General features: G+C 64.7%; 23 protein-coding genes. 16 read left to right on the top strand and 7 right to left on the bottom strand.

The genetic code is table 11. The annotated features are described in order from the left end of the window. The first annotated feature begins 162 nt into the window (after positions 1–162). From uxuA to iolB, 3 genes are read left to right on the top strand one after another with little or no spacing between them, the layout of a single operon-like run. Entirely contained in the window at positions 163–1221 is a 1059-nt protein-coding gene (gene uxuA / locus B0G71_RS23775) for a mannonate dehydratase (protein ID WP_181916815.1), read from the top strand. Continuing rightward, positions 1208–2722 (top strand): mannitol dehydrogenase family protein, encoded by a 1515-nt coding sequence (locus B0G71_RS23770; RefSeq protein ID WP_116144658.1) that lies wholly within the window; start codon positions 1208–1210, stop codon positions 2720–2722. Before uxuA ends, B0G71_RS23770 begins: the two co-directional genes overlap by 14 nt. A gap of 32 nt (positions 2723–2754) precedes the next feature. Further along, positions 2755–3585: a 5-deoxy-glucuronate isomerase gene (gene iolB, locus B0G71_RS23765; RefSeq protein ID WP_116148829.1), complete on the top strand. Its 831-nt coding sequence runs from the start codon at positions 2755–2757 to the stop codon at positions 3583–3585. A 16-nt stretch (positions 3586–3601) separates the two neighbouring features. Here the strand turns inward: iolB and B0G71_RS23760 are convergent, their stop codons facing one another. Further along, positions 3602–4597, bottom strand: a complete 996-nt coding sequence (locus tag B0G71_RS23760; protein WP_116144656.1) for a LysR substrate-binding domain-containing protein — start codon at positions 4595–4597, stop codon at positions 3602–3604. Positions 4598–4783: 186 nt separating this feature from the next. Between B0G71_RS23760 and B0G71_RS23755 the strand changes: the two genes are divergently transcribed. Together B0G71_RS23755 and B0G71_RS23750 are read left to right on the top strand one after the other, a co-directional pair. Then, positions 4784–5950, top strand: a complete 1167-nt coding sequence (locus tag B0G71_RS23755) for a Xaa-Pro peptidase family protein (protein WP_116144654.1) — start codon at positions 4784–4786, stop codon at positions 5948–5950. 89 nt (positions 5951–6039) lie between these two features. Further along, the gene (locus B0G71_RS23750; protein ID WP_116144652.1) at positions 6040–7425 is read left to right on the top strand and encodes an MFS transporter; all 1386 of its coding nucleotides are present in this window, start codon (positions 6040–6042) and stop codon (positions 7423–7425) included. A gap of 203 nt (positions 7426–7628) precedes the next feature. On the opposite strand, the gene B0G71_RS23745 is transcribed toward B0G71_RS23750, so the two are convergent. Further along, positions 7629–7832 (bottom strand): hypothetical protein, encoded by a 204-nt coding sequence (locus B0G71_RS23745; protein ID WP_116144650.1) that lies wholly within the window; start codon positions 7830–7832, stop codon positions 7629–7631. A 14-nt stretch (positions 7833–7846) separates the two neighbouring features. Continuing rightward, positions 7847–8764, bottom strand: coding sequence for an NAD(P)H-binding protein (locus tag B0G71_RS23740; protein ID WP_116144648.1), 918 nt, complete (start codon positions 8762–8764; stop codon positions 7847–7849). A gap of 207 nt (positions 8765–8971) precedes the next feature. Between B0G71_RS23740 and B0G71_RS23735 the strand changes: the two genes are divergently transcribed. Further along, on the top strand, positions 8972–9910 hold the full coding sequence (locus tag B0G71_RS23735) for a helix-turn-helix domain-containing protein (RefSeq protein ID WP_116144646.1): 939 nt from the start codon (positions 8972–8974) through the stop codon (positions 9908–9910). Between the two features lie 93 nt (positions 9911–10003). Here B0G71_RS23735 and B0G71_RS23730 read toward each other — a convergent pair whose 3' ends face one another. From B0G71_RS23730 to B0G71_RS23720, 3 genes are all read right to left on the bottom strand, one after another. Next, positions 10004–10831, bottom strand: a complete 828-nt coding sequence (locus B0G71_RS23730) for an anti-sigma factor (RefSeq protein ID WP_116144644.1) — start codon at positions 10829–10831, stop codon at positions 10004–10006. Continuing rightward, on the bottom strand, positions 10828–11346 hold the full coding sequence (locus B0G71_RS23725; protein WP_012426855.1) for a sigma-70 family RNA polymerase sigma factor: 519 nt from the start codon (positions 11344–11346) through the stop codon (positions 10828–10830). The genes B0G71_RS23730 and B0G71_RS23725 overlap by 4 nt, the downstream gene beginning before the upstream one ends. A 192-nt stretch (positions 11347–11538) precedes the next feature. Further along, positions 11539–12261, bottom strand: a complete 723-nt coding sequence (locus B0G71_RS23720; protein ID WP_116144642.1) for an anti-sigma factor — start codon at positions 12259–12261, stop codon at positions 11539–11541. A gap of 281 nt (positions 12262–12542) precedes the next feature. Here B0G71_RS23720 and B0G71_RS23715 point away from each other — a divergent pair, with 281 nt between their 5' ends. From B0G71_RS23715 to B0G71_RS23705, 3 genes are all read left to right on the top strand, one after another. Continuing rightward, complete coding sequence (locus B0G71_RS23715; RefSeq protein ID WP_116144640.1) at positions 12543–12812, top strand: DUF4148 domain-containing protein; 270 nt, start codon at positions 12543–12545, stop codon at positions 12810–12812. 111 nt (positions 12813–12923) lie between these two features. Next, positions 12924–14015 (top strand): catalase family peroxidase, encoded by a 1092-nt coding sequence (locus B0G71_RS23710; protein WP_116144638.1) that lies wholly within the window; start codon positions 12924–12926, stop codon positions 14013–14015. Next, complete coding sequence (locus tag B0G71_RS23705; protein WP_116144636.1) at positions 14012–14551, top strand: cytochrome b; 540 nt, start codon at positions 14012–14014, stop codon at positions 14549–14551. Before B0G71_RS23710 ends, B0G71_RS23705 begins: the two co-directional genes overlap by 4 nt. Positions 14552–14558: 7 nt before the next feature. Here B0G71_RS23705 and B0G71_RS23700 read toward each other — a convergent pair whose 3' ends face one another. After that, entirely contained in the window at positions 14559–17054 is a 2496-nt protein-coding gene (locus B0G71_RS23700; RefSeq protein WP_116144634.1) for an FAD-dependent oxidoreductase, read from the bottom strand. Between the two features lie 273 nt (positions 17055–17327). On the opposite strand from B0G71_RS23700, the gene B0G71_RS23695 reads away from it, so the two are divergent. From B0G71_RS23695 to B0G71_RS23665, 7 genes are all read left to right on the top strand, one after another. Beyond that, a complete protein-coding gene (locus B0G71_RS23695) occupies positions 17328–18110 on the top strand; it encodes a DeoR/GlpR family DNA-binding transcription regulator (RefSeq protein ID WP_116144632.1) in 783 nt (260 codons plus the stop codon). Positions 18111–18234: 124 nt separating this feature from the next. Further along, positions 18235–21702 (top strand): DEAD/DEAH box helicase, encoded by a 3468-nt coding sequence (locus tag B0G71_RS23690; protein WP_116144630.1) that lies wholly within the window; start codon positions 18235–18237, stop codon positions 21700–21702. A 240-nt stretch (positions 21703–21942) separates the two neighbouring features. Next, positions 21943–22191: a hypothetical protein gene (locus tag B0G71_RS23685; protein WP_116144628.1), complete on the top strand. Its 249-nt coding sequence runs from the start codon at positions 21943–21945 to the stop codon at positions 22189–22191. A gap of 73 nt (positions 22192–22264) precedes the next feature. Next, complete coding sequence (locus tag B0G71_RS23680) at positions 22265–23062, top strand: peptidoglycan DD-metalloendopeptidase family protein (RefSeq protein ID WP_116144626.1); 798 nt, start codon at positions 22265–22267, stop codon at positions 23060–23062. Positions 23063–23161: 99 nt separating this feature from the next. Next, on the top strand, positions 23162–23782 hold the full coding sequence (locus B0G71_RS23675; RefSeq protein WP_116148827.1) for a septal ring lytic transglycosylase RlpA family protein: 621 nt from the start codon (positions 23162–23164) through the stop codon (positions 23780–23782). A gap of 846 nt (positions 23783–24628) precedes the next feature. Continuing rightward, a complete protein-coding gene (locus tag B0G71_RS23670; RefSeq protein WP_116144624.1) occupies positions 24629–25366 on the top strand; it encodes a response regulator transcription factor in 738 nt (245 codons plus the stop codon). Further along, positions 25363–26826, top strand: coding sequence for a FecR domain-containing protein (locus B0G71_RS23665; protein ID WP_116144622.1), 1464 nt, complete (start codon positions 25363–25365; stop codon positions 26824–26826). Before B0G71_RS23670 ends, B0G71_RS23665 begins: the two co-directional genes overlap by 4 nt. Positions 26827–26838 lie beyond the last annotated feature (12 nt).

The raw sequence follows: 26838 nt of genomic DNA, 5'->3' as shown, positions 1-26838 counted from the left end.
ATCGCCGCTAGTATTCAGACTCCTGGCCGCGCCGCGTGGCGCGCCAGGGGCGGCCGGCGCCCGTAGCCCGCCGCGCCGGGCCGATGCGTAAGCGCCGGTTCAACCATTCATTGTGCGCAGCGACGTCGACGGCGAGGCGAGCGTCTGCGAGGAGACCCGAACGTGAAAATGACCTTTCGCTGGTACGGCGACACGGACCCCGTGCCGCTGGCCTATATCCGCCAGATCCCCGGCATGGTGGGGGTTGTCTCGGCGGTCTACGACGTGCCTGTGGGCGACGTGTGGCCGATCGACAAGATCCTGGCGCTGAAAGTGAAGGTAGAGGCTCACGGGCTGACACTGGATGTAATCGAAAGCGTGCCGGTGCACGAGGACATCAAGCTCGGCAAACCGACGCGCGACACGCTCATCGCCAACTACGGCCAGACGCTGCGTAACCTAGGCGCCTGCGGTGTGAAGGTGGTCTGCTACAACTTCATGCCGGTGTTCGACTGGACCCGCACCTCGCTGGAAATGCCGCTGCCCGATGGATCGACGACGCTCGCGTTCGAGACGCAAGCGATCCGCGAGCTCGACGTCAGCCAGGGGATCCAGTTGCCCGGCTGGGACGCGAGCTATCGGCCCGAGCAATTGAAGGCTCTGTTGCGCGACTATGAGGCGCTTGACGAAGCCGGTCTTTGGGCCAACCTCGACTACTTCCTGCGCGCGATCATTCCGGTGGCCAAAGAAGCCGGCATCAAGATGGCGATCCACCCCGACGATCCGCCGCGGCCGATTTTCGGGCTACCTCGCATCGTCAAGAATCGCGCGGATTTGCAGCGCGTGCTGGCTATCGTCGACGATCCCGCTAACGGCCTGACGCTGTGTTCGGGGTCGCTGGGCGCCGACCTGCAAAACGATATTCCGGCACTCGTGCGCGAGTTCGGCGCGCGTGGCCGCATTCATTTTGCACACCTGCGCAACGTGCAGGTCAATACGGCGGGCGACTTTCACGAGACCTCGCATCGTTCGGCCGATGGCTCGCTCGACATGGCGGAAATCGTCAAAGCCTACTTCGAAACCGGCTTCGAAGGCTATGCAAGGCCGGACCATGGACGAATGATCTGGGGCGAAACGGGCCGCGCCGGCTACGGGCTATTCGACCGCGCGCTAGGCGCGGTCTACCTGAACGGCATCTGGGAAGGCCTCGCCAAACATACGGGCGATCATGCGGCTGAGTAATGCTGCCCTGGCTACGCTAGCCACGCGCGCCGCCGGCGAAGTGGCCGTTCCTGCCTACGATCGCGCGGGCCTTGCACCGGGCATTGTCCATCTGGGCCTCGGAGCGTTTCATCGTGCGCATCAGGCTGTGTACACCGAGCACACGTTGCGCGCTGGCGATCACCGTTGGGGAATCGTCGGCGTGTCGCTGCGGCGCGCGGACACGTCAGAGGCGCTCGCTCCACAGGATCATCTCTATGCGGTGGACGTGCGCGACGGCACCGCGGATTCGTTCCAGGTCATCGGTGCGCTGATCGCTTCGCTGGTCGCGCCGCAGTCGCCCGCCGCCGTCCTCGATGCGATGACCGATCCGCGCTGCCATATCGTCAGTTTGACGATCACCGAGAAAGGTTATTGCCGCAATCCAGCGAGTGGCGCATTGCAATTCGATCATCCCGACATTGCTCATGATCTGCGCGAGGCCGCCGCGCCGCGTAGCGCGATCGGCTTCGTCGTGCGCGCGCTGGCGTTGCGCCGCGCGGCCGGTTTGGGCCCGTTTACCGTGCTGTCGTGCGACAACCTGCCGTCCAATGGCGACACGATGCGCGCGTTGACGCTGGCGTTCGCGCGCGAAGCGGATCCTGCGCTGGCCGACTGGATCGAGCAAAAGGGCGCATTTCCCAACACGATGGTGGATCGGATCGTGCCGCTTACCACCGACGCCGATCGCACGCGCGTAGCAAAGCAACTCGGTGCCGACGATGCGTGGCCGGTGACGACCGAGCCATTTTCGCAGTGGGTGATCGAAGACCGCTTCGCGGGGCCGCGGCCGGCGTGGGAGCACGCAGGCGCGACGCTCGTGGATGACGCGCGTCCCTATGAACAGGCCAAATTGCGGATGTTGAACGGCGCGCATTCGGCGCTCGCCTACCTCGGGTCGTTGATCGGCTATGACACCGTCGATCAGGCGATCGGCGCGCCGGCCGTGCTGAACTTCGTCGAAAGCATGTTGCGCGACGAGGTGGAGCCGACGCTGTCGCGACCCGCTTTGGCTACCTATCGCGCTGAACTGTTCACGCGTTTTCGGAACACCGCGCTCGATCACCGCTTGCAGCAGATCGCGACCGACGGCTCACAGAAACTGCCGCAGCGCTGGCTGGAAAGCGTGCGCGCCAACCTGAAAAGCGGCGCGCCGACCGAACGTCTAGCTTTTGCGCTGGCCGGCTGGATCGCGTACCTCGGCGGCGTGGACGAGACAGGCCGCACCTACGCGATCGCGGATCCGCTCGCCGACACACTGACCGATGCGGTCCGCTCGACCTTGCTCGCGGATGCAGTCGATGCGGTACGAACACTGCTCGGAATCGAGTCGATCTTTGGTTGCGATCTGCGCACGCACCCGCGTTTCGTCGCACAAGTCGCACGCCATCTGGATGCGATTCGCACGCAGGGCGTCGTCGAAGCGATTAACGCTTTACCGCCTCAAGCCATTCACATAGCCGCAACGACCGCCGCTTTCTGACGGTCGGCAATCCTGAACAAATGGAGGAAGACATGAGCGACCTGCTCATCAAACCGTCAATGCCTGCCGAAGACGGTCAGATCATCCATATCACGCCGGCGAACGCCGGCTGGAAATACGTCGGGTTCGATGTGTTCGACCTGAAGCCTGGCGCGACCGTTACTCGTGAGACAGGCGATCGCGAAGTCGTGGTCGTGCTCGTCAAGGGGCACGCAACGGCTGGTTGTGAAGGGCTCGCGAGCCGCGCAATAGGGGCGCGGCTCTCGCCATTCGATGGCGCGCCGTGGTCCATGTACGTGCCGCCGCATACGCGCTACACGATCGTGGCCGTGGACGATGTCGAACTCGGCATCTGTTCCGCGCCCGCGAAGGGCGGCTTGCCGCCGCGCTTCATTGCACCTGATGAGGTCAAGCAGGAAACCCGCGGTACTGGCGCCAATCTGCGTCACGTGCGCCACATCCTGCCGGAAACCGAGCCGGCGGAAAGCTTGCTGGTGGTGGAATCCGTGACACCGGCGGGCAACTGGTCGAGTTATCCGCCGCATCGCCACGATACCGACGATGGCGAGCAGCAGACCTATCTCGAGGAAACCTATTACCATCGCGTCTCGCCGCCGCAGGGCTTCGCGATTCAGCGCGTGTACACCGACGACCGCAGTCTCGACGAAACGCTCGCCGCGTACGACAAGCATGTCGTGCTGGTGCCGCGCGGCTATCATCCGGTTGCCGCGGCGCACGGCTACGACCTCTATTACCTGAATGTGATGGCCGGTCCGCGCCGCACCTGGCACGTACACAACGAGCCGGCGCATGAATGGTTACTACAGCCAGGCGCAAGCGCCGCGGTGGACGGCGCGCGCTGAGTCCCGTTGCGATAAGTCAGTCGCTGTCGGCGTCGGGGCCTTGGGTGTCGAATCCGGCGGCCTCGCGCAGCGCTTGCAGCATTGCCCGCGCACCCGGTGAGAGCCTGTCGCCGCGCCGTGTGACGATGCCCGCCGGTCCGAGCTTCAGATCGAGTTCGAACGGCAGCGGTTCGAGCGCGCCGGCAATGCAATACGGCCGCACCGGCTCGCGCGCAAGCGGCGCGATCATATCGCTCATTTGCAGCAGACTCGTGATGACAGGCAGTGATGAGCTCTCGACCACATCCGTCGGCAACGCGAGCTGCCGTTCGAGAAAAAGTTGCGTGAACTGATTGCGCATGACGTTGCCTTTAGGCGGCAGGATCCACGTTTGCGGCGCGAGTTCGTTCCAGCTCAGAGTCTTGCGCTTGACGAGCGGATGGCCAACGCGTGCGAACAGCGCGTGCTGCGCTTCTGCGAGCGGGGCGTAGTGCAGTTCCGCCAGGTCGTCCGGATTGCGGATTCGCGCGACGATCATATCCAGCTTGCCTTCCTGCAGACGCTGCACCAGCACCTCGCTGAACTCCATTTCAATGTTGACGCGAATCTGCGGGAAGCGCTTCTTGAGCAGCGCGACGGCCTGCGGCACGAGGTTGGTGGCCGCGGTAACCTCGGTGCCGATCATCGCCTGCCCGGTCAGGCCGGCTTTGAGCGCGGACACTTCGTCGTACGCGTGCTGCAGCTCCGCCAGCACGCTGCGCGCATGGCGGATCAGCACCTCGCCGTACCAGGTGGGCTCGACACCGCGCGGATGCCGTTCGAACAATTGCACCCCCATGGTCTCTTCCAATTCACGCAACAACTTGGTCGCCCCGGGCTGCGTCATGTATGCGGCCTCCGCCGCGCGCAAAACCGAGCGATGGATGTCCAGCTGAACGATCAGGGCTAGTTGGCGAGTCTTCAGACGCGTGGGATCGAAGCGGCCCGTCGCAGTGGCGCCCACGCCGTTATCAGGATGAATGGCCGAGGTCACGATGTCGTCTCCATGTATTCCTTATCGATATAGATTTTGAGTTATTTTTCATTATAAAAGAATATCGATCGATTCTACTATGCAGATGACGTCTCGCATTCCGATGCGGGGCGGATTCCATCATGGGCATCGAGACCGGCTGCATCCGGCATTCGCGCAGGCAGCCGCACAGGAGACGAAGACGCAATGAACACCCGTACCGCAGACATTCCGCCGGAAGGCATCACTACCGACGAGTTCCTCGGCCGCGTCGCCAAGGTCCGCAGCGCACTCGACAAGGCGGGGCTGGTCGGCATGCTCGCCTTCGGCGATTGCTGGCGTGGCGCGAATATCGGCTACTTTACCGAGTTCCGTCCGCTCGACGGCGTATCGGACATCGCCAACGCGATCCTGCTGCTGCCCGTGGACGGCGACCCCGTGCTGTTCGTGTCCGATCAATGCTTCGACTACGCGACCAGCGTGACCGCCTTCGAGGTGCGCAGCCTGCGGGACGTCACGCAGCAGGTGCAGGCATTCTCGGCGCGGCACCGCAGCGGCACGGTCGGCCTTGCCGGCGCCGCCTATATCCCGGCGGACCTGTTGCAGCGCCTGAACGCCGGTCTCGGCGAACTGAAGCTCGAACCGACAATGGTGCTGGCCGAAATCAAGGCGATCAAGAGCGACGCCGAAGTGGCGCTGATGCGCAAAGCCGCCGCCCTGACCGATTCGGCGATGGCCGCGATTCGCGACGCGCTCGCCGACGGCCGTCCCTACACCGAGCGTGAACTCGCTTTGATCGCCGACCGCGCGATGCTCGCCGGAGGAGCGGACCGGACTGCGTTCGATTCGATGGTGCAATCCGGTCCGCGCTCGGCATATAACCTGGCGCGACCCACCGACCGCATCCTGCAACCGGGCGACCTGATCATGACCGACATCGGTGCGCGTTATCGTGGGTACGTAGCCGATGGCGGACGCGGTTTTACCTACGGTCCGGCGAATCCCGAGAAGATGGCGATCGTCGCGGCAGCGGCGCGCGCGGTCGAAGCGGGGCTTGCCGCCGCGCGTCCCGGCATGGCGGCCCTGGAACTGAACGCCGTGATCCAGCAGGCGCTAGTGAAATCGAACTACGAGCAATACTCGAGCGAAGCGCGCGGCCATGGCACCGGTCACGGCACCGGCATGGACCCGGAAGAAGAAGCGCCGTGGATCGGCCCGGGTAACAAGACCGTGTTGCAGGAAAACATGGTCTTTACCCTGAAGGCGACGATCACGGTGCCGAACGTCGGCGGTCTGCGCACGGAACGTATCGTGCGGTTGACCTCGGGCGGCGTCGAAACGCTCGACCAGTTCCCGATGGAACTGCACTGGTGAGTGCAGCGAATTTAACGTAACGTGCCGGCGGATCCACGCCGCCGTCACGCAGCAGTGCAAGACATAGATTCCCAGAGAAGGGAGGAGACATGAATACATCGCCCGTTTCATCCGGCAACGCGCCGGTTATCAGCCGGTCGGCCGTCAACCGTGTGCTGGTTGCTTCGGTGGTCGGGACCGCCATCGAGTGGTACGACTTTTTTCTGTATGCCACCGCTTCGGCGCTGGTCTTCGCCAAGCTGTTCTTCCCCTCGTTCGATCCGGTGGTCGGCACCATCGCGGCGTTCGGCAGTTTTGCGGTCGGCTATCTCGCACGGCCCTTTGGCGCCGTGTTCTTCGGGCACTTTGGCGATCGCATCGGACGCAAGGCGACGCTCGTCGCGACGCTGACAATCATGGGCGTCGGCACCTTCGTCATCGGCCTGTTGCCGACTTACGCCTCGATCGGCGTCTGGGCGCCGGTCCTGCTGGTGGCGATGCGCTTCCTGCAAGGGCTCGGCGTCGGCGGCGAGTGGGGCGGCGCGGTGCTGATGGTGGTCGAAACGGCGCCGGCCAGCAAACGCGGCTTCTTCGGCGCGTTCCCGCAATTGGGCGTGCCGCTCGGCTTGATGCTTTCGACCGCGGTGTTCAAAGCCGTTTCGAGTCTGCCGTCAGACGCGTTCTATTCATGGGGATGGCGCCTGCCGTTCCTGCTGAGTGTGGCGCTGATCGCGATCGGCCTGTTCATCCGTCTGCGCGTGATGGAGTCGCCGGTGTTCGAACAGATCAAGGCGAGCAAGCAGGTCGTGAAGGCGCCGTTGATCGAATTGCTGCGCCGGCATCCGAAAGACCTCGTGCTGACGATCGGCACGCGCTTCGCGGTCGACATCACTTTCAACGTGATCAACGTGTTCGTGCTGGTCTATGGAACGACGCGGCTCGGCTTGCCGCGTGGACTACTGCTGAACGCCATCATCCTGGGCTGCGTGTTTGCGCTGATCACGCTGCCGCTGTTCGGCAAACTGTCGGACGTGATCGGACGCCGGACCGTCTTCATGCTCGGCGCGGTGTTCGTGGCGATCTATGGATTCGCGTTTTTCCCGCTGCTTGAGACACGCAATCCGACCTTGATTTTCGTGGCGTACGTTTGCGGTATCGCGTTGAGCCAGGCGTCGGTGTACGGCGTGCAATCGACGTGGTTTGCCGAACTGTTCGGTACGCGGGTGCGTTATACGGGTGCCTCGCTGCCGTATCAGATTGCCGGCATCATCACGTCAGGACCGACGCCGTTGATCGCCACCTATCTGTTCGCCACGTATGGCCAGACGCTACCCATTTCGATCTATATCGCGGCGACGGGATTGCTGAGCCTGGTGTGCGCGTTTTTCCTCGCCGAGACTTTCAGGCGGGATCTGTCGGCAGAGCCGGAAGATGAGGCGGCCGCTGCTCTCAGCGCACGTACGTCCGCACACTCGCCGCATCCTCTGCCGCGCTGAGCGCAAATCGATCCGGCCGCTGTGCTCCATGCAGAGCGGCCAGGATCGTACCGGCCCGCGCACGCGAAGACCGCCTTATTGCATGGCGGCCCGCGCTGTAGCGGCGGATTCGAAAATAACTTGTGCCCGGCATGCCGGGCGCTTTGCTTGGTGGCTTCGCGATATCGCATCGCCAAAGCGCCGAATCGCCGAATCGCCGTCGATCAGAACAGGCTGAAGTCGTCGTTGCTATCGGGGATGGCGTTAAGCACGTCCCGCAGCGCGCGCCAGCCGAACCATCCCGAAAGATTCGCCGACATCGCCAGCCAGCGCGGCGCGCTCGTACTCGTGCGCGTCGACGGCGTCCGATGTTGGACTTCGACCTTGCGCGCGTCGAGCGAGGTACGGAGCAAAGGGCAGGTAGGCATGCAGTGTCTCTTTTTCAGCGAGCGGTGCCGTCGGCAGTTGCCGCGGCTGCGGCCACGCGCGGCAGAATCGCCGCGAATACTTCCGCCAGCGTCGTCGCGCCGAACCGCCGCTCGCTGATCCCTGCTTCGACGTCGATACGGCCCGCGTTGTGCGCGTCATAAAGTTCGGTGATCAAACGCGCATGGTGTTCGCCGAGCCCCGCGCCTTGCAGCATCGCGGCCCATTCGCCGCGCGGCACCTCGCGCGCGACGACGGCACGCCCCGCCAGTTCGCTGAGCGTGCGCGCCACGTCCAATGCGCTGGCGCGCTCGGCGCTTTCTATGCTCACCACGCGCGGCGAGACCGGCTGCGCGCCATCGTCGAGCAACAACTCGGCGGCGAGCGCGCCGACGTCCTGTGCGGCGACAGTCGGAAAGCGCTTGCTCAACGGATGATGCAAACTCGGCAGCGCGCCGCTCGCGAGCGCGAGCGGCAGCACACGCGCCCAGTTGTGCATATGTTCGGCGGCGCGCAGAAACGTCAACTGCGAATCGACCGTTCGCAATTGCGTTTCAAGCTCGTGAAACAGCGTGGTGATGCCCGTGCCGGCCGGATGTTCCGCGCCGTAGTCGGAGAGCGCGACGATGCGCGGCGGCGGATCGGCACGCAATGCCGCGACGCTGACGTCGATCATGCGCCGCATCGCCTGCGCGGGATCGGCATGCCCATGCGGCAGCGGACATAGGAGTTGCACCGCATGCGCGCCTTCGATGGCGCGCGCCACCGTGGCGGCGTCGAGCAGATCGGCCACGACGACTTCGCAGCCGAGTTCGGCGAGAAATTCGCCCTGTTGCTTATCGCGAACCACCGCGCGCACGTCGCGGCCCGCCCGGCGCAATGCCGCCGCGCTTACTTTGCCGACATTGCCGGCGGCTCCAAAAATCACGAACACGTTGCGCTCCCTGGTTGACTCGGTATGACCTCATCTTAGGGACGCAGCGGCCGGAAAGCGCGCGGGCAAGGATTGCGCCGCGCAGATTCGGATGACGGTTTTCGCATGCGGCACCGCAGCGGAAGCGTTGAATCACGTAGAGTCGAGCGAAGCCGCGCAAAACGCAGCACAATGCAGACTCACTCGCCGTCATCCACGAGGGAAACAATGAATGCAGCAACACCGACACCAGTAGGGCATTTGTTACCGCATAGCGGTTCCCGCCTCGCGTTGCGCTCGAGCAGGCTGCTCGGCTGGCAGGGCTTCGGCGCGGAACTGGTCAACGTGTCGGCCGGGCTGCACCGTATTCCCGCGTTCAATTATCACCGGGTGGGCGTGCATGTCGGTGCGCCGGTCAGGGCGCGCTGCCTGTGCAACGAGCGGCGCCACTCGCGAATCCAGGCGCATGGCGACGCCGACGTGATCCCCGCCGGACTCGACGGGCAGTGGAGCGACGAAGCCGCCTGCACGATTTTCAGCGTGTGGATCAGCGAGGCGTTTGCGCAGCGGACCGTCGAGCAACTGTCGTTGAAATCGGGCGATGCGCAATTGCGTCCGCAGTTCCAGATGCGCGATCCGCGCTTCCAGCATCTCGCCTGGGCGTTGCGCGCCGAGCTGGAAGCGGACGAACCATCCGATCCGCTTTACGCCGAAAGCCTGTGTACGGCGATGGTGGTGCGCCTGATCGGCGGTGCGCCGATGCTCGACAACAAGCGGCGCCCGCTCGCGCCGAAAACGGCCGCGCGCGTGATCGAGTTCATCGAAGCGCATCTGGACCAGCGGCTCACGCTAAGTGAGTTGGCCACGCTTGTCGGGTTGAGCGTGCCGCATTTCAAGGCGCTGTTTCGCGAGACGCTTGGCATGCCGGTTCATCAATACGTGGTGCAGCGGCGCGTGGAGCGCGCGCGAACGCTGCTGTTGCAAGGCAAGTTCAGCGCGAGCCAGATCGCGCTGGATACGGGCTTCGCGCATCAGAGTCACATGGCGCATTGGATGGGCCGCCTGTTGGGCGTGACGCCGCACGAGCTGATCCGCTCAACGGCAAATGCAAGCCGCGTTGTCGAGTTCGAATCGAACCAGGTCCGCAGCATCGCCATACCGCGATAGAGCTTAAAAACGATGCGATGCGCACGGCCTCACACGTTCGAGGCCGCGCGCCCGCAAAAATAAAAAGCAAACTGCAATGCAGCAGCCCAGCGATCAACCCGGCGCCGCGCCCGTCAACTGCGAATACACGTCATGTGAAAGTTGCAGCAACTCCTTGCGGTCGATCCCTCCCGACACCGCATAGCCGAAGTCACCGTCAATCCAGTAGAACACATTCACCGGGCCGTCCTGATACAGCTTGAACGCAGTCGTATTCGAGTTCTGCTGGCGGCGCGAAATGCACAGCGTGACGCGCTCGCCGTTCGGCCCGCGATACATGAATTGCGCGGTCGGTCCATCGGCACCGGGCAGCAGGCGCCCGCCCGAGAGGTTGAAGCCGCTCTTCGAGAGAACCGGCGGATGCACATTGGTGCCGAGCCGGTTGGCGAGCCACTGCACGAAATCCTGTTCGTGGTCATCGGTGCTCAACTCGGTCGGCCGGTCGACGGCGGGCATGTAGACCACATGCGCCACCGCCGCCTGGTGCGCGAACATTTCCGAGCTGTCCGCACTGACAGGGCGCGTGTCGGAGTGGCCGCCCGCGACCGGCGCAATCACGTCCTGGCCCATATGCGTGCCCACGCCGATGCCCACGCCCATCACCAGCGCCGCCGCCATCCCGGCGAATTGCGGCCAGTTGGCGGCAAGCCGCCAGCGGCGCGGCGCGGGTGCTTGCAGGCGCTTCGGCACGGGCTCGTTCAGCACGCGGTCATAGCGCTCATGGAACATGCTATTCAGCGAAAAATAATCGCTGACGCGCGCGGCCAGCTCGGGATTCTGTTCGAGCGCGCGCTCCACATCGGCACGGCGTTCGTCGGACAGCGTGCCATCCACATACGCATGCAGTTCTTCTTCGCCGATCGGCATAGTCTGGTCGCTCATCGCACCACCTGTAATTTTGCACCGGGCTGCGTGCCCGCCATCAACGCCCGCAAGCGTTCGCGTCCGCGCGACAGCCGCGACATCACCGTGCCGAGGGGAATGTTCAGCGCAAGCGCCACGTCGGCATAGCTCATTTCCTCGAGGCCCACCAGCAGCACGACTTCGCGCTGCTCCATGGGCAGGCGCTGCAACGCGTAGTCGAGATCGCGCATTTCCAGCGAGCGGGTCTGCTCGGAGGGCACGGCGAATTCGCTCTCGGACACGCTTTCGTCGTCGACGGCCACGTGGACGGCGCGCGCCGACGCCTTGCGCGCCTGATTGGCGAACACGTTGTGCATGATCGTAAACAGCCACGCGCGCAGGTCGGTGCCTGGCTGGAACATGCCGGTGCGGCCGAGCGCGCGCTCCAGCGTGTCCTGCACCAGATCGTCGGCGAGGTCGCGATTGTTGATCAGCGCTCGTGCGTAGCGCCGCAATCGCGGCACATGTTCCATCAACTCGTCACGGACATCCATTTTTTATCCCAGTCGTGGGGTTTCCGCTGGCAGGGAGGCGTACTGCTGTCGCGCGAAAAGACGCATTTGAGATGCGAACACAGTTGCGCGCACTTTATTCCGCCGCCGTGTATGAGTTCGTGAATTGCATGCTGTATCCATCACGTCGTCATCGCAAAGTCATCGCAAAGTCATCGCAAAGTCATCGCATGGTCATCGCATGGTCATCGCGTCGGCGGCGCGCATCAGGCCGTGGGTGCGGGCGTCGCCGGCGAGCACGAAACGCTGCCGCTGCGCGGTCCACAGCAACAGGCGAATCTCGCCGATGCGTCTGGCGGACCACTGCGCCTGCGTCGGCGCGAACAGCGCCAGAGCCGACAGCAGCACCACCGGTTGATTGTCGCCGTTCAGATAGATGAATTCGCTGACCCGCTGCAGCGGTCCCAGCGCCACCACGCGTCGGTCCACGAGGCGCAATCCGATCGCCGAGAGATTCGGCGCGGACGGATCGGCGCGCGTGGGCGATGCAGCCGAAAGCTGGCCGGCGGCGCTTTCCGCGAGCGCCATCACCGCGGCGTTGTTCAGCGCCTGGGCGGACACCTGGGTGGCGGCTAGCCAGCCGCTCGCCACCGCCAACGTCAGCGCGAGCGCCGCCAGCGCGTTGAGCCACTTCCGCGTGCGTTTTGACATGTCGATGCGCTCCGGCACGCGGCGCCACCCTTCGACACGGCCCGGCACCGGTTCGTCAGTTGTTTGAAAAGCCTGCTGGATCTGCGCGTTCAGCCTGCCGTAAAACGCCACGCGGCGCGCCTCCGCCGGATCCTTGCCGAGATACTCCCGCAGAAACGCGGCGCGCTCCGGCGTCAGCGTGCCGTCGGCGTAGGCCTGAATGTCCGCTTCGGAGAGCGGCGAATCGGAAGGGGCGTCAGTGTTCATGGTGTCGGCGTGCGTCGGAGTTCGGCTGTCGAGGGGCGAACACGCACACACCCCAGTTTATTCCATATGTTTCGCACGCCAATGTCTACGCTGCCGGCGCTCGCGAGAGCGCATCTCCATGCAGCCCTCACCGCGCCGCCCGCACGCGAGCTAACCCGGTTGCGCGTCCGTTTATTCCCGCTTTCGAATATGTTTTTTCTCTCGCGTCGAGGCAGGAATAAAAGCCGCGGACCCGTGGTTCTCCCTCATGCAAACCCGCACAAAACTCATTGGAGTTCATCATGAAGAAGATCGCTTTCGCCGCATTGTCCGTTGTCGTTCTCGCTGCTTCGTCGAGCGCTTTCGCGCAAGGCAAGACGCGTGCTGAGGTGTACCAGGAATTGATCCAGGCCCAGCAGAATGGCCTGAATTACGTCACCGATGCCTCATATCCCGACGTGAGCCCGGTGTTCGCGCAGCAGGTCGCGCAGCACAAGGAAGCACTCGCGAAAGAAGCGGCAGCCACCCCCCGCGTCGCGAATCACGACGCGCAGGCAGGCAGCGTCAATTGAAGTGGCGATACCCGGCGCGCAACCGGAACGGGCGCGCCGGATATCGAATGGAATAGATCGCTGCATCGTGTGTTTGCCCGGTAAGCGTACCTATCCGAAAGAGGAGTTTTCGTGGCAAAACCATCCGTTCCCAATCCAGCGCCTGCCTGCGTGCCTTGCCGACTTGCCATGATCGGCGCGGCCGTGCTGGTGCTCGCCGGCGGCTTCGCTTACACGGCAGGCTGGCTGACGCCGGCGCGTCTCACCGCACCGCGCATCGTCAATACATTCGAATCGGTGGCGGGGCAGCCGCATCCCGGTTATCGGCGCAATCATGCGAAGGGGCTGTGCATTGAAGGCTATTTCGACAGCAACGGCGAGGGCGCGGCGCTGTCCAGCGCGGAGGTATTCGCGACCGGCCGCACGCCGGTCACGGGACGCTTCGCGGTGCCCGGCGGCAATCCGTCCGCGCCGGATACCAGTTCGCCCGTGCGCAGCCTCGCGTTGCTGTTCCAGTTGCAAAACGGCGAACAGTGGCGCACCGGCATGAATTCGACGCCGGTGTTCGCGGTGCACACGCCCGAGCAGTTCTATCAGCAACTGAGCGCCGCGAAGCCCGATCCGGCGACCGGCAAACCGGACCCTGCGAAACTCAAGGCGTTCTACGCCGCAAATCCAGAAACGCAGCCGTTTCAGGCGTGGGTGAAGGCGCATCCGCCTTCATCGAGTCTGGCGAATGCGGCGTACTACAGCATCAACGCATTCCGTTTTACCGACGCCGCCGGCAACACGCGCGCGGTGCGCTGGGCGATGGTGCCCGAGACACCGTATGCGCCGATCACGGACGCCGAGAAAGCCGAGAAGAATTTCCTCGCAGCCGACCTCGATCAGCGCCTGCAAAACGGACCTTTGCGCTGGCATCTGATCCTGACCGTCGCGAAACCCGGCGACCGCACCGACGACGCCACGCTGCAATGGCCCGACGATCGTCAACATATCGACGCGGGCACGCTTGTGATCGATCACACGACCTCGCAGGCAAACGGCACGTGCCGCGACGTCAACTTCGATCCGACGATCCTGCCGGCGGGCATCGCGCCATCTGACGATCCCTTGCTCGCCGCGCGTTCGGCGGCGTATGCGCTGTCATACAAGCGCCGCACGCGCGAGGAAGCCTTGCATCCCGCGATTCATCAAGCCCAGACAAACGGAGATCACTCATGAGTCCGACGCGCACCCATTTCAGTCCGCTCGCGCGCCTGTTGCATTGGACGATGGCGCCGCTGATCATCGCGATGCTGTTCATCGGCGTGGGCATGGTCGCCACGGTCTCGCGCGCGCACGACACGCTGATCGCGATTCACCGACCGCTCGGCATTGCGTTGCTGCTGCTGGTGGTGCTGCGCGCGGGCGTGCGCATCACTCGCGGCAGTCCGCCGTTGCCCGACGATATGCCCGCGCCGCAGCGGTTCGCGGCGAAGGCCTCGCATCTGCTGCTGTATGTGTTGATGGCGGCCATGCCGTTGATCGGCTGGGCGATGCTGTCCGCTGCGGGTTATCCGGTCACGCTCTACGGTCCGCTGCATCTGCCGCCCATCGCGCCGCAAAACGTCGAACTGTTCGCGTTGCTGCGCGCGTTGCACACGTGGCTCGCATTCGCGTTGTTCGCCACCGTGCTGCTGCATCTCGCGGCCGCGCTGTTTCATGGGCTGATCAGGCGCGACGGCGTGTTTTCGAGCATGGCGCGCGGCGAGCGCTAGTGCTTCTTTAGCGCTTCACGCGTTCCGAACGCGGATCGTAAGGCGCCTTCAGATGCAGCGTGGCCGGAAGCAGCTCGCCGGCAACGTCGATCGCATAGCTGCCGCCGTTCAGGTACGCCGCATCCGCAGCGCCGGCGGGATTGTTCACGTAACCCATTGCCACCGGACAGCCGAGCGTGTGGCCGAACGCCGCCGAACTCACGAAGCCCACCGGCCTGCCGTCGCGCAAAATCGCTTCGCCGCCCCACAGCATGCGATCCGCGGCGCCGTCGGCGGTCAGCACGACCATGCGGCGGCGCAGCGGTTCGGCGCGAAATTTGAGCAACGCGTCGCGGCCGCGAAATGCAATGTCCTTGTCGAGCTTGCACGCGAACGCGAGGCCCGCTTCGAACGGGTTCGTATCCGGCGTGAGTTCGCGGCCCCATGCACGATAGCCTTTTTCGATGCGCAAGGAATCGATCGCGTAGTAGCCCGCGTTGACGAGGCCGAATGCTTGACCCGCTGCGTGCAGCATCTCGTACACGCCGACCGCGAATTCCACCGGCACGTACAGTTCCCAACCGAGTTCACCCACGTACGTGAGGCGCGTGGCCCGTACCGTCGCATAGCCGAGGTCGACCTCGCGGCTCTGGCCGAACCCGAACGCTTCGTTGCCCCAGTCCGCTTTCGACACGCTTTGCAGCAGTTCGCGCGAACGCGGGCCCATCACGGCGAGCACCGCATATTGGCCGGTCACGTCGACGAGCGTGCAGTGCCTGTCGTGTGGAATCAATTTTTCGATGCTGTCGAAGTCGCGCGTGCTTTGCGCGGTACCGGTGACGAGCAGGTATTGATCGTCCGCGAGCCGTGTGAGCGTGAAGTCGGATTCATAACCGCCGCGCTCGTTGAGCATGGCGGTGTATACCGTGGTGCCGGTCGGTACATCCACGTCGTTGGCGACGATGCCTTGCAGCACGCTTTGCGCGTCGCGCCCCTTGACGAGAAATTTGGAGAACGACGTCATGTCGAACAGCGCGACGCCTTCCCGGCACGCGCGGTGTTCGGCGCCGCTCCAGGGCAGCCAGTTCTGCTGGCCGAAGGCGTACTCGATCTTCGCCTCGTCAGGCGAGGGCGCGAAAAAGTTGGCGCGCTCCCAGCCCATCTTGCTGCCGAAACACGCGCCTTCGTCACGCAGCAGCGAATACAGCGGCGAGCGGCGAAACGGCCGCGCGCTGTCGAGTTCGCGATTCGGCCATGGCATCGCGTAGTGCAGGCCGAGCGTTTCCTTCACGCGGTCGTGCAGCCACGTATCGTTACCGTTGAAGCGCGCGAAGCGGCGAATATCGACCGGCCACAGATCCATGGTCGGCTCACCCGCGACGATCCATTCCGCGAGCGCCATGCCGGCACCGCCCGCCGACGCGATCCCCATCGAATTAAATCCCGCACCGACGAAAAAGCGCCGCAGTTCGGGCGCTTCGCCCAGCATGAAGTTGTTATCCGGCGTGAACGATTCGGGGCCGTTGTAGAACTGCTTCACCTGCGCCGTTTCGAGTGCGGGCACGCGCTGCAACGCATTTTCCATCAGGATTTCGAACTGATCCCAATCGTCCGGCAGCAGTTGAAACTCGAAATTCTCGGGGATGCCGTTCATGCCCCACGGTTTCGCATCCGGCTCGAAGCCGCCCATCACGAGACCGCCCACTTCCTCCTTGAAATAGATGAAGCCGTCCGGGTCGCGCATGACCGGCAAATCCGGATGCACGCCGGCAATCCGTTCGGTGACGATGTAGTAGTGCTCGGCCGAGTGCAGCGGCACGGTCACGCCGCACAGGCGTCCGACGGCCTTGGCCCACTGGCCCGCGCAATTCACGACGATGTCCGCGCCGAGCGTGCCTTCCTCGCCGTCCTTGTTGCGCCACGCAAGGCCGCTGACTTCGCGTGCGCCGTTCGCCTTGCCGTCCTGCGCGGTGCGCGTATGGATCGCCGTAACGCGGGTATTTTCGACGATGCGCGCGCCGCGCTGGCGGGCGCCGCGGGCGAGGGCCTGGGTCAGATCGGTGGGGTTCGCCTTGCCGTCGCCGGGCAGCCAGACGGCGCAGAGCAGGTCCTCGGTGCGCATGACCGGCCACAGGTCGCCGGCTTCGCGCGGGCTGATCACGTCGCAGGCCACGCCATAAGCGCGCGCGACGGCGGCGGTGCGTTTCAGTTGTGTCATGCGCTCGGCCGTGCGCGCTACCGAGAGTGAGCCGCATTGCTTCCAGCCGGTGGCGAGGCCGGTATCGGCTTCGAGTTCGGCATAGAGCGCGGTCGAATAGCGGATCAGCTTCGTCATGCTTTCCTGGGCGCGCAACTGGCCGACGAGACCGGCGGCGTGCCAGGTCGTCCCGCACGAGAGTTGCCCCTGTTCGAGCAGCACCACATCGGTCCAGCCCAACTTGGTCAGATGGTAGGCGACCGAGCAGCCGATGATCCCGCCGCCGACGATGACGACGCGAGCGTGAGTAGGAATGGATGTGGGCATGTGTGGAAATGCGTGGATTGGGTGCGCGTAGATTGCCGCAAAAAGACCCGAAATGCAACGAACGCGCGACCTTGTGGTGATTGGAGCGGCGTCATGCAATGGTCACACGATCGTGGTTATAAAACGTGGCTGTCGCACCAAGGCGTGTTTCCGAAGAACGGGACTCGCCGTTACCACCACCCAGATGTGGTTTTGGTTGGAAACGTGTGGCTATCCAACCCGCCGAACTGTGTCTTTTGCTAGACTCCACTGAACCGTCACCGCCCAATCGCCATGTTTTCCAACCAGCGCCAAGCCGAAATCCTGCGACTCCTCCGCGAGCAGCGCACCTGCACGATCACGGATCTCGCCGGCCGTTTCGACGTGTCCGACGAAACCATCCGCCGCAACATCAAACCGCTGATCGCGGACGGCCTGCTGATCAAGGTCCACGGCGGCGTCATGCTGCCTGAGCGGCTCGACGAGCCGCCGTTCCAGCGGCGCATGACGGCGAGCCAGGAGGGCAAGCGGGCAATCGGCGCGCGCATCGGCGAACTGGTGCGGGACGGCGATTCGCTGATCCTGGAGGGCGGCACGACCTGTCAGCATATTGCGCAGGCGCTCGCCGCCCGCTCGCGGCTCACCGTCGTGACCCCTTCCATCGAAGTCGCGCGCGTGCTGGCGCCGCGCAATGGCAACCGGGTTTTCATCACGGGCGGCGAGTTGCGGCCGGACGATTGCGCCGCGGTCGGCGACAGCGCGCTGGCGTTTCTACGGCAGTTTCACGTGCGCTACGCGATCGTCTCGGTCACCGCGATCGACATGCAGGGGCGTTTCATGGACGCGCTGCCCGCCGACGCTGCATTTTCGCAGGCGGCTTTCACTCAGGCCGAACGCCGCGTGGTCGCGGCGGATCACGCGAAATTCGGCCACAGTGCGCTGGTGCATGCGTTCGGCGCCGACGCCGTCGATCTGCTGGTAACGGATGAAGCGCCGGCGCCCGCACTGGCTCAGGTGTTCGCGGCGGCAGGGGTGGATGTGGAGATGGGCACACAAGCAATTTCGTCCAACGCGTAAAATGGCCGGTTACCACAGGCAATCGATGCCGCACAGACAGTCGCCGGTCGCCGCCCTTCGCGCGCTGCCGGGCTGATTCTGTCCGCGCGCTTGCCCAAGCCGGCTTGAATAGGATTGGACGCTGATGTCGTCAGTTTTCTTTGATCGGGAACGGATTGCAGAGTGGCTCGGGGACCACACCGTCGCCAAGGCGCGCTCGGTCGGCCCTGTCAGCAACGTGAAATGGCACGGCGCGACCCTCAGCGGCGACGTGCAGGGCACCCGACCGACACCCTACAAAACGCGGGTGCAATTCCGCACCGACGGCGGTTCGCCCTGGGCGCAGGGCGACTGCTCGTGTCCGGTCGGCCGCAACTGCAAGCACGTCGCCGCGCTGCTGTTCGCCGAGCTCGAGTATCACGACGAGATGGACCATATCACCCAGGTCGAACTGGACGACGGCGAGACCGCGGGCGATCTGCCGCCGAAGCGGATTGCACACATGGGGCACATGGGACAGCCGTCGGGCGTGCGACCCGAGCTGGTCAGTTGGCTCGAACGTTTTCGCGCCCGGGCCGAGGCCGCGGATGCCGACGCGCAGAAGGCGAGCGCGCCACGCACGCAGACGCTCGCGTACCAGCTGAACTGGTCCAGCTTCCACAAGCGCCACGAGGTGGTGCTGCACCGCGCGCGCTGCAATGCCGCCGGCGCGGTCGTCGCGGTCGACGAAGCCTGGGGCAATGTGGAAGCGGCGCTGCTCAAACAGCCGAAGTTCGTCTCCGACGAAGACCTGTCGATCCTGCGCGGTCTGTGGCTTGGCCGCTCGCGTGAGGATTTCGGCCAGTTCATTCTGCGCGGCACGAGCGGCGCGGAGACGCTGCAAAAATTGATCGCGACGGGGCGGCTGTTCTTCGACTTCAAGCCCGCGCCCGGCGAGGCGGGCCCGACCGCGCTGTCGCGCGGCGCCGACCGGCCCGGCCGGATCGAATGGGAGCCGCTCGCCGACGAACGTCTGCGGCCTGTGCTCTGCACCGAGCCGCGCGCCAGCATGGTGCTGCCGACCGAGCCGGTCTGGTACGTGGACGGCGTGGCGAATGAGGCGGGCATTGTCCAGTCGTCGCTGCCGTTCCAGCAGTTGCCCGATTATCTGGCCATGCCGCCGATCTCGCTTGCCGAAGCGCCGCTGGTCGCCTCGGTGCTGCGCGAGATCGCGCCCGAGTTGCCGCTGCCGCCCACGCACGACGCGTCCGCGATTCGCGTGATCGACGTCGAGCCCGTGCCGGTGCTCTCGCTCAATAGTCACGCGCTGCCGTCGTCGACGGGCAAGGCGGGGCTGCGACAATCTGCGGCGGTCGAGCTCGCCGGCGTAAGTTTCGATTACGACGGCGTGAGCATCAACGTCGACAGCAGCGTGACGCTCGTGCCGATGCCGGGCGGCGATGTCATTCATATCCGCCGCCGTTACGAGGCCGAGAAAAAACGTCTGCTCGAACTGCGCAAGACCGGTTTGCAGAAGGTGCCGACCAGCCGCATCTACGCATCGCGGCTGCTGCCCGATACCATGCTTGGCCTGCCCGATGCCGAGGCGTGGTCGGCGTTCGTCAACGACGCCGTGCCGGAACTCGCGAGCAAAGGCTGGCGTGTGACGATGGCGCCCGAGTTCCGCTACAACGTGATCGAGATCGACGCGATCGAAGGCACCGCGCATCAGGCCGGCGACGGCTGGTTCGATCTGGAGATGGGCATTCGCATCGGCGAGCGCAACGTGCGGCTCGAACCGTTGCTCGCCGACCTGTTCCGGCGCGACCGGCGCTGGCTGGGCGGCGCGCTCGAAGCCATCGCCGACGACGAGCCGATCGAGCTGAAGACCGAGGAGAACAAGCGTCTGCGTTTGCGCGCCGATCGTCTGAAACCGGTGGTACGCGTGCTCGTCGATCTGTTCGACACCCTCGGCGGCTCGCTCGCGGACGGTGCGCCGCTGCGCGTGGCATCCGTCGACGCCGGCCGCCTGGAAGCGCTGAACGGCACCGGCCGCTGGCAATTCCGCGGCGACGATTCGATCCGCCGGCTCGCGCAGCGTCTGCAAGCCGGGCCGGGCCTGCGTGAAGTCCAGGTGCCGCGTGGGCTGAAGGCCGAGCTGCGGACCTATCAGCAGCAAGGCCTGAACTGGATGCAGTTTCTGCGCGAACAGAATCTCGCCGGCGTGCTCGCCGACGACATGGGTCTCGGCAAGACCGTGCAGACGCTCGCGCATATCCTCGCGGAAAAAGAAGCGGGGCGTCTGACACAGCCGGCGCTGATCGTCGTGCCGACCACGCTCGTTCACAACTGGCGCGAGGAAGCGCGCCGCTTCGCGCCCGAACTGAAAGTGCTGGTGTTGAACGGACCGCAGCGCAAGGAGCGCTTCGAGCAGATCGGCGAACACGAACTGATTCTGACCACGTACGCGCTGCTGTGGCGCGATCAGAAGGTGCTCGCCGAGCATGAGTATCACTTGCTGATTCTCGACGAAGCGCAGTACGTGAAGAACGCCACCACCAAAGCTGCGCAGGCGATTCGCGGGCTGCGCGCGCGGCATCGGCTGTGTTTGACGGGCACGCCGCTGGAGAATCATCTCGGCGAGCTGTGGTCGCAGTTCGACTTTCTGTTGCCGGGTTTTCTCGGCAGCCAGAAAGACTTCACCAGGCGCTGGCGCAATCCGATCGAAAAGAACGGCGACGGCGTGCGCCGCTCGTTGCTCGCGCGCCGTATCCGGCCGTTCATGCTGCGCCGTCGCAAGGACGAGGTCGCCAAGGAGTTGCCGGCCAAGACCACGATCCTGTGCTCGGTGGATCTCGAAGGCGCGCAGCGCGATCTCTACGAAACCGTGCGCACGGCGATGCAGGAGAAAGTGCGCGCCGCTGTCAGCGCACAGGGTCTCGCGCGCAGTCACATCATCGTGCTCGACGCTTTGCTGAAGCTGCGCCAGGTGTGCTGCGATCCGCGACTCGTCAGAACGCTCAAGGCAGCCGGCGACGCGGGCGACGTGCCTGAAAAAGCTGAACGGACGAGCAAGGTCGAGAAGGGCGCGCGCGCCATGCGGTCGGCCAAGCTCGACCTGCTTCTGTCGATGCTGCCGGAACTGATCGAGGAAGGCCGCCGCGTGCTGCTGTTCTCGCAGTTCACCGGCATGTTGTCGCTGATCGCGCAAGCACTCGAAGAAGCCGCGATTCCCTATGTGATGCTCACCGGCGACACGACGGATCGCGTCACGCCGGTCGAGCGTTTTCAGAAGGGCGAGGTGCCGCTGTTTCTGATCAGCCTGAAGGCGGGCGGCGTCGGCCTGAACCTGACCGCCGCCGACACGGTGATCCACTACGACCCGTGGTGGAACCCGGCCGCCGAGAATCAGGCGACCGATCGCGCGCATCGGCTGGGCCAGGACAAGCCGGTGTTCGTCTACAAGCTGATCGCGGCGGGCAGCATCGAGGAAAAGATCGTCGAGTTGCAGGAGCAGAAGGCCGGGCTCGCCGACAGCATTCTTTCCGAAGACGCCGCCGGGGCCGCCAAGTTCTCGGACGACGACCTCGACGCGCTATTCGCGCCGATGCCGGAAATCGAAGGCGGCCGGTAGGAACCGGCAATCCGGAAAACCATCTCGAAACGTCCGGCGCGCATGCTGCGCCGCGCGACGTCGCGCCCGCTCGCGGGCGCTCAAATATCTCCACATTTGACGCTGCCATGAGCGCAAGCGTGACAAATCGTCAAGGAACGCCCTGTTCCCGGCGCCACCGTCAACGCTTTGTCCTGACACTCGTTGAACACGCGACCGTGAAGCGGTCAGTCAACGCAGTTCGTTAAGGAAATAACGTCCATGAAGAAGCACATTTTCGCCGTCACCGTCGCGGGTTTGTTCTCGATCGGCGCATTCGCCCAGGGATCCACGCCGGTCGGCGTCTCGTCGCAAGCCGGTGTGGCTACGCAGGAGGCCTCCACGCCGGCTGTGAAGCATCACCACAAGAAAAAACATCACAAGCACGCGCATCACCATCAGGCTGCTTCGGCGGCCGGCGGCGCGCAAAACGCGCCGTCGAATGACGACGCGGCGCCGGCTAAGCCGTAAGCATCGCCCGACGATGTGACGATGCGGGCCGGCGAAAGTCGCCGGCCCGCATCGATTGACCCGGATCTCCCCGATGAAAACCTGTACGTCCCGCTTTGCCAGATCGGGCTCTTCCATGCTGTTCGCGTTGTTGCTGGCCGCGTCGTTGACAAGTTGCACGCTGCCCGTGTCGCCGGCGCGCTCGACCCATGTTGACGATGCAGCGCCGCTCGCGCCTGCGCCTTTGCCTACGCCGGTGCCCACTTCGCAAGTCCCGGCGGGCTTCTACCGCGTCAACCCCGGCGACACGCAGATCGGCGTCGCCAAGGCGTTTGGCCGCGAGCCTTCGGCGCTCGCGCAGTGGAATCATTTGTCGCCGGCGGATGGCCTGCGCGTCGATCAGGTGCTGCGCGTCGCGCCACCGCCAATGGCCGGCGCACCGGGCATAACCGGCGCTCCTTCGAATTCGCTCGCACAAGCGCGAGCCATCTTCGCGGATAGTTCGAGTGAGCCTGCGTCCACAAAGGCACGACTCGCGTGGCCGGTGAGCGGTCTCGTGAGCGCGCCGTTCGTGGCGGGCAAGACGAAGGGGATCGTGATAGGCGGGCGCGTCGGCGAACCCGTGCGGGCGGCGTCCGGCGGCCGGGTTGTCTACGCGGGCGGGCGCATCGCGGCGTACGGAAAGCTGATCATCATCAAGCACGACACCGATCTGTTGACGGCGTACGGCAACAACCGCGCGTTGCTTGTCAAGGAAGGCACGGCCGTCAAGGCAGGCGAAGTGATCGCCGAAATGGGCGCCGACGACAAAGGCCAGGCGTCGCTGCGTTTCGAAGTGCGCGCGGATGGCAAACCCGTCGATCCGCTCAAGTACCTCCCGAAGCGCCAGTAACGCGGCGCGCTCGCGGCCTCGCCGCTCATCCGCAGTGATCTCGAACTCGAACGCGACGCGGCGCCTGCCATGGCCAGCGCGTCGCGCGACGTAATGCCTATGACTTTCTATCTACATTGCTTCGCGGCAGGCCGGCGCGCGCCGGCTGTTCTGCTGCTCGGCGTGCTGCTCGCGCTCGCCGGATGCGCGCAACCGGGCGCGGGGCGCGATTCGCTGAGCGGCCGTGCTGCCGTCGATCGCCTCGGTTACGACGCAACGGAGCACGCAGCTCAAACGGGCGACAGCGGCGACACTGACGCATCGAATGCATCGGACACCGCGAGCGACGCGTCGACGCCCGATCCAGCGGCGAACGGCGATGCTGCATTGTCCACACACGCCTGCGCCTGCGGCAACAGCTTCCGGCAAACCGGCATGGCAACGTGGTACGGCAAGCAGTTCCAGGGACGCCGCACCGCGAGCGGCGAGCGCTACGACATGCACGCGCTTACGGCAGCGCATCGCACCTTTCCGCTGGGCGCATGCGTGCGGGTGACAGCGCTCGGCGGTGCGCGTTCGGTGATCGTTCGTATCAACGATCGCGGACCGTTCGTGCGTGGCCGGATCGTCGATTTATCGTACGCCGCCGCGCAGGCGCTCGGTATGGGCGCGGCGGGCAATGCGCAGGTCACGCTGGAACGCATCGCGACAACACGCCGCTGCCAGGAAGCCGGCGCCTGAAGCCGAATCGCGATGACGAAAGGGTTACGGTTGAACAGATGACCCGATCGATAAAAGACAACGTAAGACTCCGACAATCGCGCAACTGTAACAAAACCGCTGCGTATGTAAATTCGCCGCCGCGGGCGCTTCAATTCATACTATTTTCAGCGCATAGGGCTCAAGCTCTCTCCTCCGCAAGAATTACGTCCGACGTAATAACTACCTCACTGCCAGTTACAAAGGCAGTTCTTTCATCTTGAGCGCAATTTTCTGACAGGCTAATTTAACTTCACTCGTGCGGCTAGACCCCGGCGAGCGTGTGATGTTTTGGGCGGCGTCGGCCTTCGGATTGAGGTCACGCCGCATTTTTTTGTCCGGACGGCGAGTCCTGCGGTTTAACAATTCTTAAACGATTTATTTTGAGACTGTTCCTATACTGACTCGCAAATTGTCAAATCGCCACGATCTGAATGCAGGACGCGGCGTGAAACGACAACGGCGAACGGGGCCAATCACCGCGCGAGCGAGACCAGCCGACCCGAACCACGACCCAAGCGGTCGATACCAATAATGGCGTCGCATAGCCGGACCGGATAGCGGCTTAATCGCCTCCGAAAAGAGCAGTCGTTTTTCGATTATGATGACCTTCCCCTCGATACCCGGCGCGATAAAGCGAATCGCGCCTCCTAATACCGAGATGGCGGCGGGCAGGCCTGAAAGGGCGCAAGGCAAGGGACCATAAGTCGAAAAATGTGCAGCCGAAGATGAAATTGGAAGCCGGATCGTCGGTGCTTACGCCGTCATCCCGGTCATCTGCCGGCTAACCGGCCACCAGTTACGAAGAATGTCGCGTTGCGGGGTGTTATGAGAATTGCTGTCCTGGATGACGATTCGGCTCAGGCCGACCTGGTTTGCCAGACACTGTCGGCGGCGGGCCATATCTGTCACGCATTCGGCGCGGGTCGTGAACTGGTGCGGCAACTGCGGCGCCAGACGTTCGATCTGCTGGTGCTCGACTGGAACGTGCCCGACATGTCGGGCGAAGAGGTGCTGCGCTGGGTGCGCGAAAGCCTCTCCGAGCGCCTGCCCGTTCTGTTCATGACGAGTCGCGGCCGCGAAACTGACATCACGTCGATTCTCAACACGGGCGCGGACGACTATGTCGTCAAACCGGTGTCCGCCGCGGTCTTGCTGGCGCGCGTCGGTTCACTTCTGCGCCGGGCGTACCACCTCAAACCGCCGGCGGCGAAGGAAGTCTTCGGCGAATTCGAATTCGATCTGGGCGCCAAGCACGTGGTGGTTCGCGGCACGACGGTCGCCGTCACGCAGAAAGAGTTCGAACTCGCGCTGCTGCTGTTCCAGCATCTGAGCCGGCCGCTGTCGCGGGCGCATATTCTCGACGTGATCTGGAAGCAGGCGACCGACATTCCGTCGCGCACCATGGACACTCACGTGTCGATGCTGCGCAGCAAGCTCGGCCTGCGCCCGGAGCAGGGCTACCGGCTGACGCCGATTTACGGCTATGGCTACCGGCTGGAGCGAATCGATTCCGCCACGCCGCCGGCGGCGCCCGGCGAACGCCCTGAAGAGGGGGAGGCGTGACGGTTGCCGTCGCTGGGGCGGCACGCGGCAGCCTGGTTTCGCCGGGCCGCCGCAGCGGCGCATGGCTCGCGGCGGCCGGCCTGCTCGCGATGACCTGTTTCGCGCCGGTGTCGGCGTCCGCGCAAGCGTCGCACGCGCCGCGCGCACCCAAGCCGCGTGCGAAAGCCGCCGCGCCGGCCTATGTCTCGTATCTGACTCACGCAGGTGACACGCTCTACGAGATCGCCGGCCGCTATCTGCGCGACCCGAGCGATTGGGCCGTGCTGAGTCGCCTGAATCATGTGCCCGCGCCACGCCGCATGCCGGCCGGCATCGCGCTGCTTCTGCCCGCCGACAAGCTCAAACAGGAACAGGAATCGGCCCGCGTGATCGCGACCAGCGGGCCGGCCGAGCACGCGTTCGGCAAGAACCCCTACGTGCCGCTCGCTGAAGGCACGACGCTCGGCGAAGGCGACCGTGTGCGCACGGGAGACAACGGTTTTGTGACGCTGGAATTGCCGGACGGCTCGCACGTCACGGTGGGGCAGAACGGCCTGCTGGATATCGGCACGCTGAGGCGCACCACGCTGACCGGCGCCGGCGATCGCCTGCTCGAACTGCGCAACGGCGAAGTCGAAAGCCAGGTCACGCACGCGACCAAAAAGGACGACCGCTTCCAGATCCGCTCGCCGTCCGTGGTAGCGGGCGTGCGCGGCACGCGCTTCAAGGTCGCCTACGACGGCGGCGCGCAAACCACCGCAGTGCAAGTGCTGGACGGCGCGGTCGGCGTCGACCCGGCCGCGCTCGACGCTCGCGCTTTTGCGCCACTGCCCGGCGTACCGCTGCAGGCCTCCGCGCAACTCGTGAAGGCACGCTTCGGCAGTGTGACGCAGGCGGGCGGCGCGATCGGCGGCCCGGTCGAATTGCTGCCCGCGCCGGCGCTCACGCAGCCGGCCAAGGTGCAGGACGGCAAAACAGTCGCGTTCGACCTCGTGCCGGCCGACCGCGCGGTGGCCTACCGCGTGCAGATCGCGCGCGACGCGGACCAGCTCGACCTGATCCGCGACCAGCGCGTGAGTGAGCCGCACGCGGATTTCGGCGACCTGGCCGACGGCACCTACTTCGTACGCATTGCCGCGATCGACGCCCACGGCCTCGAAGGCTTGCCGCAGGTGTATGCGTTCGAACGCCGCCAGCTCGGATTGGCCGCGTCGGCAACGCAGCGGGCCGGCAGCCGCAACTACGAATTCCGCTGGTTCGTCAGCCGCGCCACGGTCCAGACACGCTTCCGTTTCGTGCTGGCGAGCACGGCCGATCTGCGCCACCCGCTCGTGGATCGCACCGATCTGTCCGGCGGTCAACTGAGCGTGAGCGATCTGCCGCCGGGCGTCTATTACTGGACGATCGTCGCCGAGCAGTTCGAGAACGGCCGCTTCTATGAAAAGAGCAGTGCGGTGCGCTCGTTTACGCTTGCGCGCTGACGCTGGTAGATT

The sequence above is a fragment of the Paraburkholderia sp. BL27I4N3 genome, assembly GCF_003386115.1.
In the GTDB taxonomy this organism is placed as follows: Bacteria; Pseudomonadota; Gammaproteobacteria; order Burkholderiales; family Burkholderiaceae; genus Paraburkholderia.
The sequence above is the reverse complement of the archived record's forward strand: the minus strand, read 5'-3'. Positions and strand labels throughout refer to the sequence as shown.